Genomic DNA, 9,984 nt, shown 5'->3' with positions numbered 1-9,984 from the left:
GCGCAGTGAACCGTAAAATTTCAACATCTCCGTCTCAAGTTCTTCGCTGTAATAACCCAAAATTATTCCTTTTCTTTCTTTATCTGAGATTATCCTAATTTGCACAAGTTATTTGTTTTTCATTCCTTAGTAGTTAGTTCATCCGCTTCACACCATTTCTTTGCCTTCAAAAATTTTTCTAGCTCTTGATAGTCAATCCCCTTAGCAGATATCAGCTCAACTGGATGCTTAGCCACATTCTGATTTGAAATAGAATTATTAGAAGAAGCTGTTTTTATTGTTTGTTTATTTGTTACAACAGAAGGGATGGATACAAGATATTGCGATAAACCTTCCCTTTTAAAGCTATTAATATCAGAATTATTAACAGAATTTAATGATTGTTGATCAATCCCCAAATACTGCAAAATCCCTCTAATTGATTCAGGTCTTTCCTTTACCCTGTAAGCAGTCATCTGATCTAACAACTTCCCAAACTCATCGCTAACTACTTTCCCATTCAAAAACTGTCGCCATTGATATTCATTCTCCAAAACATCGTAGAGCGTAAACGGTTCCACATTCTTGAGCAAATGCAAACAAGTCACACCCAACCCAAACAAATCGCTCTGAAACACCGACTTACCCAACATTTGCTCAGGAGCGCCATAACTCGGCTTCCCGATGCCTGTCCCCGTCTTTGCCAATAACGTCGCCGTTGCGTGCTTTGCCGCCCCAAAATCTACCAGCACCAACTTTTGATCACTGCGCCGCCGAATGATATTGTCTGGCGAAATATCGCGATGGATTACCGACTTGCTATGCACAAACTCTAATATTTGCAGCACCTCCACCAACACATCTCTCACCTGCTGCTCACTAAAAGCACCAACTCGCGCCAGTTCCTGTTCTAAAGTCTCACCATCGATAAACTCTTGGATGAGGTACTGCTTACCCTCATGAATTGTAAAAGATAGAAGTTCAGGAATTTGCGGATGCTTACCCAAATCATCTAGCCGCTTTGCCTCCTGCTCAAACAACCTGATGGCGACATCCAAAGTCCCTTGACTCGCATTAGGATTGATCGTTTCAAAAGCAAATTGCTTAATCACACAACGCGGCTGTGATGGCTTCGACTCATCCTGAGCCAAGAAAGTCTTACCAAATCCCCCCTGTCCGATTACCTTCAAAGCGCGATATCGGTCTTGAATTTGTAACTTAGCGCCGCATTGAGTACAGAATTTGGTTGTTATTGAGTTTGCGCGATCGCAAGCAAGACAAAGACAGTTACTCATGCTGAATGAAATTTTTTGGAAAGCTATCTTTGATAATTATGACATTTAGATGGGATGATAACCAATCCTCATCGATTACCTCAAAGCGATCGCAAATCACCTAAAACAAAAAAGAGTTGCAAACAATGTTTGCAACTCTTTTTTGCGGGAAAAAAGCTTAGCTGTTATTGAACAACTATTTTACCTTGCATACCAGCGCCACGGTGGGGAGAGCAATAGTAAGCGAACTCACCTGCTTCATTAAAGGTGGACTCTAGCTCAGCCTTAGGCTTTTGCGCTAGCTTCTTGTGAGAAAGTTCTGCATGACCGTCAAACACAACATTGTGAGGGAAAGCTTTGTTGTTAACCCATTTGACAGTATCGCCTACTTTGATTGTGACCACTTTAGGCTCGAATACTAGCTGACCACCATCAGAACCCATCTTAACGGTGACAGTATCAGCAGCAGCAGGACTTACTGACATGAAGAAGCTACCAACAACAAACAAAAGGCTAGCAATTACTAAACCTAGCTTTTTCGCAAAGGAAGAAATATTCATGATTAATTACCGACTAAAATTCAACTTGACTTGCACTAATTCGACTCGACTCGAATCAAAGCAACTAAAACACGTAGGAAAAAGCTAATAAAATTAGCTTACTTCAATGTGGCGTATGACTAGTACGCTACATTATTCGCTTAATAGTATATCTTTCCGCCGCCCCAGCCGATACCTCTAACATTAGGTTCGTACAGGATATAACCAGCAATTAGCTTGAGGTCATTGTCGGTAAGTCCACGCATGATGGGGAAAATATCGGTACTCTTGAGACTGGGGTGAACATCGTAGATTTCAGTCACACCATCATAGGTAGTAGGCTTTTTCATGAAATCGACTAAACCAAGGACGTTGTTACGTACTGGGTTAGCTCCAGCCAAAGATTCAGGCGAAAGGTTGACGTTGGGATTGGTAAAAGTTGCGCCGCCAAGGTGACAGGTAGCACAGGCATTAGAAAATAATTTCTTGCCCTTAGCAATGTCTTTTTGGGTTAAGACAATATTGGTGTTTTCGTTAAGGGGAACGGTACGCAGAGCGATTGGAATGTCGGCAGCGCTGACGCTGGTGGTAAAAAGCTGGAAGGCTAGCATTACGAATGCGATCGCCACCGCTAAATATTTAAAAGAATTTTTGTTCATAATTACGGACATAACTTAATTTATCTAAGTTTATCTAAAAGAATTTAACCTAATCTCAAAGATTTATTGCGATTTTGCGATCGCGATTACACTTTGGGTTTTTTAGGGATTTTTGAAAGAGGTTTTAGAATTTTGGGCTTCGGATGCCATGATTACGGCTTTTGCGTCTTCCAAAGCAAGTTTGGTCTCGGCATCTTGGTAAGCGATCCCAAGGCGATCGCATAGTTTAAATACAGACTCAAGGGTGAGTTTGTAGTCTTCCGCGATCTCAGCGATCGAATAATCAGCAAAGCCCATAACAATACCCGTATCTAGTTAATTCTAGAGATGTTTGTGCTATTTTCTCATGCAAAGGCAAGACAAAACCCAAAAAGTAAAGGCGGCGCTTCGTGCCGCCTTTACTTTTTGGGTTTTGAGAATGAGCGCACCAAAATAAATTTTTTGAAAGTGTTGCAAAGCAACACTTTCAAAAAATTTATTGGTTTGGGTTTGAGCGCAAAGTGTTGTAATAGAGGCAGTAGTCAACAGTGAAACAGTAATGACAGCCGCTTCAAACAATGCACCTGTTAATGCTTCTGCTCCTGCACCAGTGCAAACAGCGATCGCGATTACCCAAGCGCCCAGTGAGGTAGTGGTTAATCGCGAAATAGCGATCGCAGGGACAGCCGACTTTACTCAAGTTTTACAAATTCTCGTCACCTTAGCCAACGATGCCCCAGTTGCGGTGCAACTTAACGCCACGACAGGTACTTGGCAGGTAAAAATTACGGCTGGTTTACCAACTGCGATGGCGACATTTTTGCGGGTGCGAGCGATTGGTGCAAATAATCAGCTTTTGGCTGAGTTGATCGTCAATATTTTAGTTAAGAATCCTGACATCACCTTGATAACCAAGCAAGCTACTCGTTTTAAAGCTTCCCCTGCGGATTCGGGGACTTTACCACCAAATGGCAAAGTCGAGGTGCAGGCTGGACAAACCCTTGAAGTGTTGCGCTACGGCTCTGTTAATGGACATATTAAGGTTTTACTCAAGCAACCGATCGCGCCTATGGGAGCCTTTGGTTATTTCTATGCTCCTCATGTGGATTTGCTTGCACCGATTACGTTAACGGTGAAGCAAGACACGATTTTCAAGATTTCTACAGCGGCTTCGCAGTCTTTGCCCTTTACCCAAAAAGCCGAGGTGAAAGCGGGGACAAAATTGTTGTTAGACGGGAATTTTACGATCGCTGCTAACCATGTCCAAGTTAAGTTGGCGCAACCCTTGGCTCCTGTTGGACAGGTTGGGTTCTTTTTCTTGCCCCATGTGGAATTATCAAAACTGGGCGAATCCCTTGATTTCTCGAATCCTGCCGATGTTAGTGATATCCCGATCAATGGTGCGATCGCCACGGTGATTACTGACACTTTTTTAAAAGCATCGTCACAAAATGCTAGTAGCCTCTCCGATTCACAAAAAATCATGGTTAAGGCTGGCATGACCTATCCGATTAGTGGCTATGCCTCTGTTAATGGTCATTTCCGCGTGAAGTTCACTAACGCGATCGCCCCGATTGGCAATGTAGGTTTTTTCTATGAGCGACATGTCAGCATCACCAAAAATGGCAAGCAGATCCTGTTCGATCCTGATATGAAAACCTTGACCGTCAGGCAAAACACTGTACTCAAGAAGCGCCCCATTGATGCGCGGCAGTTAGCGGCAAATGAATTAGCACCCCTCAACACAGGTGAGGTGTTTGGTCTGGATAGCTATAGCCTGACCGATATTCATTTCCAAGTCACTTTAAATGAGGATGTACCACCTCTAGGCAAGTCGGGCTTTGTATTTGCGGGGCATGTCAACCTTCAGCAAGGCAATAAGGCGATCGAGTTTACGCCCAAGCGCAAAGTTTTAGGAGTGCCCTATTTTTCACAATTAGACAATCCGCGAGATCCTTTTGTGACCTGTAATGTCACCTCGATCGCGATGGTGTTAGCTTTTCACGGTAGGCGATCGCGTAATCCGCGACAACAGCTAGAAGATGAGCTATATCAATGGGTAATCGATCGACATGGTAGACAAGCTCGTACTGATAATTCGGTGTTACAGATGCTTTATCGGGCCTATGGTTTTGGCGGCAACTTTAGTACTACTCGCACATGGTCTCAAATACAACAGGAAATTATCGCTAATCGTCCCGTTGTCATCGGGGGCTACTTCACCCACGGCGGTCATATCATTACGATCATCGGCTTCGATGAGCAGGGATATATCGTCCATGATCCTTATGGTAATGCTCTTACAGGTTATAGCCAAACGGAAGGAAAGAGTTTGCGCTATCCATACATTTACATGCGCGATATGTGTGGTGTCGATGGCGATGTATGGGCGCATTTCATTTTGCCCAAATAATTACAAAGCACTGCGGAGCAGCGCTTTGTAACATAAAACCCAAAAGAGATTCGCGTCGCGAATCTCTTTTGGGTTTTGTAGAATTTTAGGCGATCGCTGAGTTATCAATCACATCTTGCCAGCGTCCATTACCCACAGCCCTTATTGCTTCACGCAGTTGAATGTCACCTGTGTAAATGGCTTTGCCGACGATCGCACCTTTCACGCCGACAGATTCCAGCGATACCAGATTTAACAGATCCGTAATCGAACTAACGCCACCTGACGCAATTACTGGAACATCGACATTTTCGGCAAGTTGACGCAAAGCTTCGATATTTGGCCCCTGCATCGTGCCATCGCGATGAATATCTGTATAGATAATTCCTGCGATACCCACAGAAGTCATGCGTCTGGCAAGATCCACAGCCGTTACATCCGAATTGGTCAACCAGCCTCTAGTCGCCACCTTGCCATTACGAGCATCAATGCCGATCATGATTTGTTCAGGGAATTCTGCACAGATATTGGCAACTAGTTGCGAGCTTTCCACCGCCGCAGTGCCTAAAATCACCCGACTCACGCCAGAATTTAGCACTGACACGATACTTTCGCGATCGCGCAAGCCGCCACCCATCTGTACTCGCATCGGGATGGAGCGGGCGATCGCCTCAATTACCTTTAAGTTTTTCGGCTTGCCTTCCTTTGCACCATCCAAATCAACCACATGCAAATACTTAGCGCCTTGGTCATACCATCGCTGAGCAACCTCAACGGGGTCTTCACCAAATACTTCTGATTTTTGATAATCCCCTTGATAGAGCCTGACACAGCGTCCATCTAAAATATCAATTGCGGGAATTACATCCATAATTTTTACCATACGATCCCAGAAGCTTATTCTATCTAGATTTAGCGATCGCGGTATAGTACAAAACAAGGAAATTCCCTTTTGTTGTTTAAATTGCTCTCTAATTTGCCCTTTTGTCCCCTATGAAATCGCCTAAGCAGTCAGTATCCCAAAAGTTAATGTCCGTTGGCATCGTCATTAGCGTTGCTTTTTTGCTGATGGCGATCGCCACACCATTGCTGCAAGCGATGGGGATTTTGACAGATCCCAGTGAATTTCTTAGCAATCCAATCCATCAGTCTCCATCGCCACAACATTGGTTTGGCACAGATTTACAGGGTCATGATGTATTTACCAGAACGATCGCTGGCGCTGGTGTTGCTTGGCAAGTAACGATCGCCTCAACGGTAATTAGTCTTGTAATCGGCGTACCCTTGGGGATGCTAAGTGGCTACAAAGGTGGCTGGCTCGATCGCATCTTAGTATTTTTGATGGATGCGCTCTATACGTTGCCCAGTTTATTGCTCTCGCTGACGATCGCCTTTGTGGTCGGTGCTGGTGTCTGGAATGCTGCGATCGCCCTCAGTGTTGCCTATATCCCCCAATATTTTCGGGTGATCCGCAACCAAACTGTGAGTACGAAAACCGAAGTTTATATTGAAGCTGCTCAAGCGATCGGTGCTGACACGAAAACCATCTTAATGAAATATCTCGCGCCTAACGTAATCCAAAGCCTACCCGTAATTTTCGCCCTCAACGCCGCTGATGCGATTCTGACTCTGGCAGGTTTAGGCTTTTTGGGCTTAGGTATTCCTGAAGATGTGCCTGAATGGGGACACGATCTCAAGCAAGCTCTAGACGCGCTCTCGACTGGCGAAAATATCTGGTGGACAACTATTTTCCCTGGATTGGCGATTACTTTAATGACAATCGGTTTATCGCTAGTAGGCGAAGGCTTGACTCAGAGATTTAGTAGCAAGAAAGAAACAAATGCCTAGAAAAATTCGGGAATTCAAAGCCCAAGTTGCGCGTGAGGGTTTCGTTTATTTGCCCAAACGGGGCAAGGGTAGTCATGAGCGCTGGCGACACCCTATGCTCAGTCAAACATTAACGATTTCAGGTAAGGATGGCGATGATGTACCAATATACTTAGAGAAGCAACTCGCAAAATTATTGGATACAATCAAGAAGCTAGGGAATCAGGAGGAGGATTTATGAGTAGATACAGCATGAATGTTCAATGGTCTGAAGCGGATCAATTGTTTCTAGTCACAATTCCAGAATTTGCCGATCTCGTTGTCATGCCTTGTACTCATGGAGAAACTCGTGAGCAGGCAATTCATAATGGGGAAGAGGTTATTGAAATGTATCTAGAAGCTTGGCAAATGGAAGGAGAATCTATTCCTGAACCGAAGATACTTCAAGCTGCTTAGCGATCGCCTTTGGTGAAAATGTCTAGTGAACAACGGTTTTCCCAATTTTGGAGATTACTTTTATGGCGATCGGTTTATAGCTTGTAGGCGAAGGTTTGACCCAGAAATTTAGTAGCAAGAAGACCAAGGGCTAACATTAAATGAAGAGAGCTAAAGGCAATTTGACACAGAGTAAAATTGATGAATCTCTTCAGGAGATAAGATCGTTAATTGATTTTTTAAATTCGAGAACGGAAGTATCTGAGGAAAAAACACTATCACTATATTTTGAACATCACGGACTGGGCAGCTTGCATTTAGATTATGAAGAGGCTTCACATTATCATAAGTGTCTGAGGAATCTAATAAAAATTTCAGTTAAAGACGATGACTTAAGCCTAAAGACTGTAGAAAAGGCTTTTCAAGAAGCTTTATTAAAAGCACTATGCTTGAATACTAGTTCTATTCCTGAAGACGCAAGAATTAGTGGAATCCTAGAAGATTTGAAGAAAAAAATTACTGCTAAACGAATTACATATCGTTGCTATATTCCAATATACGGAATAAATGAGGGAGGTCTACCATTATCAATAGGACAAATTGAATTTATTGTTTTTGATGATCTTCTTGTCAATAATTTTCAAGAAATAGTGGCAAAACATCCAATTCAAAAAGAAGCCAAATGGGAAACGCTCAAAAATAATATTGATACGAATTTCTATAAAAAAGTATTTAGTGTAGTCACTGTAGAAGCAAAAGATTATGAATCAGCACAAGTAATTGCGATCAAAAAAACACGAAAAATTCTAGATATACTTAATTTCTTTAGCGCATTAGTTCCGTATAATCCAGATGCTTGGGCATACTTGTCAGGAGACTCAGAAGCACGTTGGTTTGAGACAATAATACTAAATGAAGATGATGCAATAAGTTTCAATATTGGGCGAAAGCGGATCGGTGCATTGCAGAAACTTGAAATCCTAAGAATTATAGAATCAGATGCAAAAAATAATATTGGCTTTAGTCATATTGTCAATCTACTAAAGAAAAACAATCTAAATAAATTTGAACAAGCGTTAATTACCGCTATTCAGTGGGCGGGAAGAGCAATTATCGCTAATAGACGAGAGGAGGCATTTCTCTTGTATGCTATAGCACTTGAAAGTATTGTATTAGTAGACAATGAAAATGCTGAGTTGAGTTATCGTTTAAGGATACGAATTGCCCATCTCATTACGAGTAACCCAAAGAATAGAAAAGAAGTAGTGAATACCGTAAGAGAACTTTACAATCTACGTTCAAAGATAGTCCATGATGGAAAGTATGAGATAACTAACCTAGAGCTAGATTCTATGAAATCTATATCTATACGTTGTATTCAACGTTTATGCGTTGACCCCTTATTCCAAAACATTACTTCTCCAGAAGATTTTTCTGACTGGTTAGAAGATCAGATTCTTGCTAATGTCTTTGAGAAATCCGATATTACAGTGTGATCGCCAGTCTCGTTGTACGATCGCCGATCACGTAGGATGCGTTAATGAAATGTAACACACCCTTTTAATCTCAATTAATGAACCTTTTACATAACGAATGTTTGTGCGTTACTGAAGGGTAACTCGTTACTGCCCCCATAATTCTAATAAAGCTAATACGGGAGACAATGATGATTCGGTTTGCTACCTACTTACATCCTCAAACATTTTTATCTTCTAAACCTATTCAGGAAATTTCTTTTAGCAAATATTCTTTTCCTTACTACAACAAAGTTAGACATAATCTTGAAAAGTTGCTTCAAGATTATCCAGTACTACCTTTAAGAAAAGCTAAAGTTGATGATTACCTCAGAGTGCATACCTATGAATACATCCGAAAAATCACTTTAAAAGCTCTTGGAAAACCATTAGATGAAATTAGTCTATCTCTACCACAATTGAACTTTGAATGTTCAGGGCTAGAATATTGTTTGCCAGGTTATCTCTATGGCTTAGGAGGAATGCTAACAGCGGTTGACAACATGAAACAGGGAAATCTAGAACGAGCTTACTGTTTCAGTATGGTTGGACATCATGCTCACAGTAACTGGGGACATGGCTACTGTCTTCTTAATCCCCTTGCTGCTGCTACTCGATATGCTCAGAATCATGGATTTGAAAAGGTGCTGATTATTGATTGGGATATTCATCATGGTGATGGAACCCAAGAGATCTTTAGTAATGATTCTACCGTTTATTGCATTAGCATTCATAGTGCAGTAGATCTCTACATGGCTAAAGCCTCAAACTTGAAAGTTGGGACAACAGATGTTGCTGAGGCAGTTGGACACTGTAACATTCCAATTGTCACAGAATCTTTTCCTGTTGAAGTTCTTCAAGAGGAAGGGATAACTGGGATTTTTTATTATGGACATGAAAGTATTGATGCTTTTAAGCAAGCTTTAGAAAAGGTTCCGTGGAAACCTAATCTAATCGCTATTTTTTCTGGCTATGATTCGCATAAAGATGATTGTGGCGCAAGGACAACGGGCTGGACAAATGACGACTTTTGCACGCTAACTGAAATCGTTTTAAGTTATGCGAAGAAATGTGAATGTCCAGTTCTCTCTTCGCATGGAGGTGGGTATAAATTACCAGTAACAGTTTCAGCAGCAATTGCTCATATCAAGACTTTATCAACCTATCTTTAACTCATCTCATTGCGATCGCTGATCTCGTAGTGCGATCGCATTGTTTGAAAAGTTAGCTATTTTAATTCCAAAATAAAGTGGCGATTAAGTGAGATTAGCCATCATGGCACTGGTTAGTGAATGAGGGATAGGTGGTGAAACGCCCATTTCATGACGATAAAAATGACGCAAATACGTCGATCACGCTTTAGCTGACTAGTGCCTGTTAGGGAAA

11 protein-coding genes are annotated in these 9,984 nt (G+C 42.0%); 6 read left to right on the top strand and 5 right to left on the bottom strand.

Going from position 1 to position 9,984, the window contains the following annotated elements:
• Positions 1–119: 119 nt before the first annotated feature.
• The 4 genes from PseudUWO311_RS05870 to PseudUWO311_RS05855 form a co-directional block, all read right to left on the bottom strand.
• A complete protein-coding gene (locus PseudUWO311_RS05870; protein ID WP_142654264.1) occupies positions 120–1,274 on the bottom strand; it encodes a serine/threonine-protein kinase in 1,155 nt (384 codons plus the stop codon).
• Between the two features lie 164 nt (positions 1,275–1,438).
• On the bottom strand, positions 1,439–1,813 hold the full coding sequence (gene petE / locus PseudUWO311_RS05865) for a plastocyanin (RefSeq protein ID WP_142654263.1): 375 nt from the start codon (positions 1,811–1,813) through the stop codon (positions 1,439–1,441).
• 140 nt (positions 1,814–1,953) lie between these two features.
• Positions 1,954–2,463 carry a photosystem II cytochrome c-550 gene (gene psbV, locus PseudUWO311_RS05860; RefSeq protein ID WP_223807455.1) on the bottom strand — a complete coding sequence of 170 codons (510 nt, stop codon included), beginning with the start codon at positions 2,461–2,463 and terminating at the stop codon, positions 1,954–1,956.
• Between the two features lie 90 nt (positions 2,464–2,553).
• On the bottom strand, positions 2,554–2,748 hold the full coding sequence (locus tag PseudUWO311_RS05855) for a translation initiation factor IF-2 (protein WP_142654262.1): 195 nt from the start codon (positions 2,746–2,748) through the stop codon (positions 2,554–2,556).
• 241 nt (positions 2,749–2,989) lie between these two features.
• Here PseudUWO311_RS05855 and PseudUWO311_RS05850 point away from each other — a divergent pair, with 241 nt between their 5' ends.
• Positions 2,990–4,843, top strand: a complete 1,854-nt coding sequence (locus PseudUWO311_RS05850; protein ID WP_142654261.1) for a C39 family peptidase — start codon at positions 2,990–2,992, stop codon at positions 4,841–4,843.
• A gap of 85 nt (positions 4,844–4,928) precedes the next feature.
• Here PseudUWO311_RS05850 and hisA read toward each other — a convergent pair whose 3' ends face one another.
• Positions 4,929–5,693 (bottom strand): 1-(5-phosphoribosyl)-5-[(5-phosphoribosylamino)methylideneamino]imidazole-4-carboxamide isomerase, encoded by a 765-nt coding sequence (hisA, locus tag PseudUWO311_RS05845; RefSeq protein WP_142654282.1) that lies wholly within the window; start codon positions 5,691–5,693, stop codon positions 4,929–4,931.
• Positions 5,694–5,815: 122 nt separating this feature from the next.
• On the opposite strand from hisA, the gene PseudUWO311_RS05840 reads away from it, so the two are divergent.
• From PseudUWO311_RS05840 to PseudUWO311_RS05820, 5 genes are all read left to right on the top strand, one after another.
• Positions 5,816–6,670 (top strand): ABC transporter permease, encoded by an 855-nt coding sequence (locus PseudUWO311_RS05840; protein WP_142654260.1) that lies wholly within the window; start codon positions 5,816–5,818, stop codon positions 6,668–6,670.
• On the top strand, positions 6,663–6,890 hold the full coding sequence (locus PseudUWO311_RS05835) for a type II toxin-antitoxin system HicA family toxin (RefSeq protein ID WP_142654259.1): 228 nt from the start codon (positions 6,663–6,665) through the stop codon (positions 6,888–6,890). The genes PseudUWO311_RS05840 and PseudUWO311_RS05835 overlap by 8 nt, the downstream gene beginning before the upstream one ends.
• A complete protein-coding gene (locus tag PseudUWO311_RS05830) occupies positions 6,887–7,105 on the top strand; it encodes a type II toxin-antitoxin system HicB family antitoxin (RefSeq protein WP_142654258.1) in 219 nt (72 codons plus the stop codon). The genes PseudUWO311_RS05835 and PseudUWO311_RS05830 overlap by 4 nt, the downstream gene beginning before the upstream one ends.
• Positions 7,106–7,245: 140 nt before the next feature.
• Positions 7,246–8,580 carry a HEPN domain-containing protein gene (locus tag PseudUWO311_RS05825; protein ID WP_142654257.1) on the top strand — a complete coding sequence of 445 codons (1,335 nt, stop codon included), beginning with the start codon at positions 7,246–7,248 and terminating at the stop codon, positions 8,578–8,580.
• Between the two features lie 167 nt (positions 8,581–8,747).
• Positions 8,748–9,770, top strand: a complete 1,023-nt coding sequence (locus PseudUWO311_RS05820) for a histone deacetylase family protein (RefSeq protein WP_223807454.1) — start codon at positions 8,748–8,750, stop codon at positions 9,768–9,770.
• The last annotated feature ends 214 nt before the right edge of the window (positions 9,771–9,984 follow it).

Origin of the sequence: Pseudanabaena sp. UWO311, from assembly GCF_006937785.1 — a bacterium.
In the GTDB taxonomy this organism is placed as follows: domain Bacteria; phylum Cyanobacteriota; class Cyanobacteriia; order Pseudanabaenales; family Pseudanabaenaceae; genus Pseudanabaena.
Note: the sequence above shows the minus strand (reverse complement) of the source record. Positions and strands in the feature narration are given on the sequence as shown.

Excerpts from the sequence above, each read along its gene's own strand:
- PseudUWO311_RS05870 (WP_142654264.1), bottom strand. The coding sequence starts at position 1,274 with ATGAGTAACTGTCTTTGTCTTGCTTGCGATCGCGCAAACTCAATAACA.
- PseudUWO311_RS05850 (WP_142654261.1), top strand. The coding sequence starts at position 2,990 with ATGACAGCCGCTTCAAACAATGCACCTGTTAATGCTTCTGCTCCTGCA.
- psbV (WP_223807455.1), bottom strand. The coding sequence starts at position 2,463 with ATGTCCGTAATTATGAACAAAAATTCTTTTAAATATTTAGCGGTGGCG.
- PseudUWO311_RS05830 (WP_142654258.1), top strand. The coding sequence starts at position 6,887 with ATGAGTAGATACAGCATGAATGTTCAATGGTCTGAAGCGGATCAATTG.
- hisA (WP_142654282.1), bottom strand. The coding sequence starts at position 5,693 with ATGGATGTAATTCCCGCAATTGATATTTTAGATGGACGCTGTGTCAGG.
- petE (WP_142654263.1), bottom strand. The coding sequence starts at position 1,813 with ATGAATATTTCTTCCTTTGCGAAAAAGCTAGGTTTAGTAATTGCTAGC.
- PseudUWO311_RS05825 (WP_142654257.1), top strand. The coding sequence starts at position 7,246 with ATGAAGAGAGCTAAAGGCAATTTGACACAGAGTAAAATTGATGAATCT.
- PseudUWO311_RS05835 (WP_142654259.1), top strand. The coding sequence starts at position 6,663 with ATGCCTAGAAAAATTCGGGAATTCAAAGCCCAAGTTGCGCGTGAGGGT.
- PseudUWO311_RS05820 (WP_223807454.1), top strand. The coding sequence starts at position 8,748 with ATGATGATTCGGTTTGCTACCTACTTACATCCTCAAACATTTTTATCT.
- PseudUWO311_RS05855 (WP_142654262.1), bottom strand. The coding sequence starts at position 2,748 with ATGGGCTTTGCTGATTATTCGATCGCTGAGATCGCGGAAGACTACAAA.
- PseudUWO311_RS05840 (WP_142654260.1), top strand. The coding sequence starts at position 5,816 with ATGAAATCGCCTAAGCAGTCAGTATCCCAAAAGTTAATGTCCGTTGGC.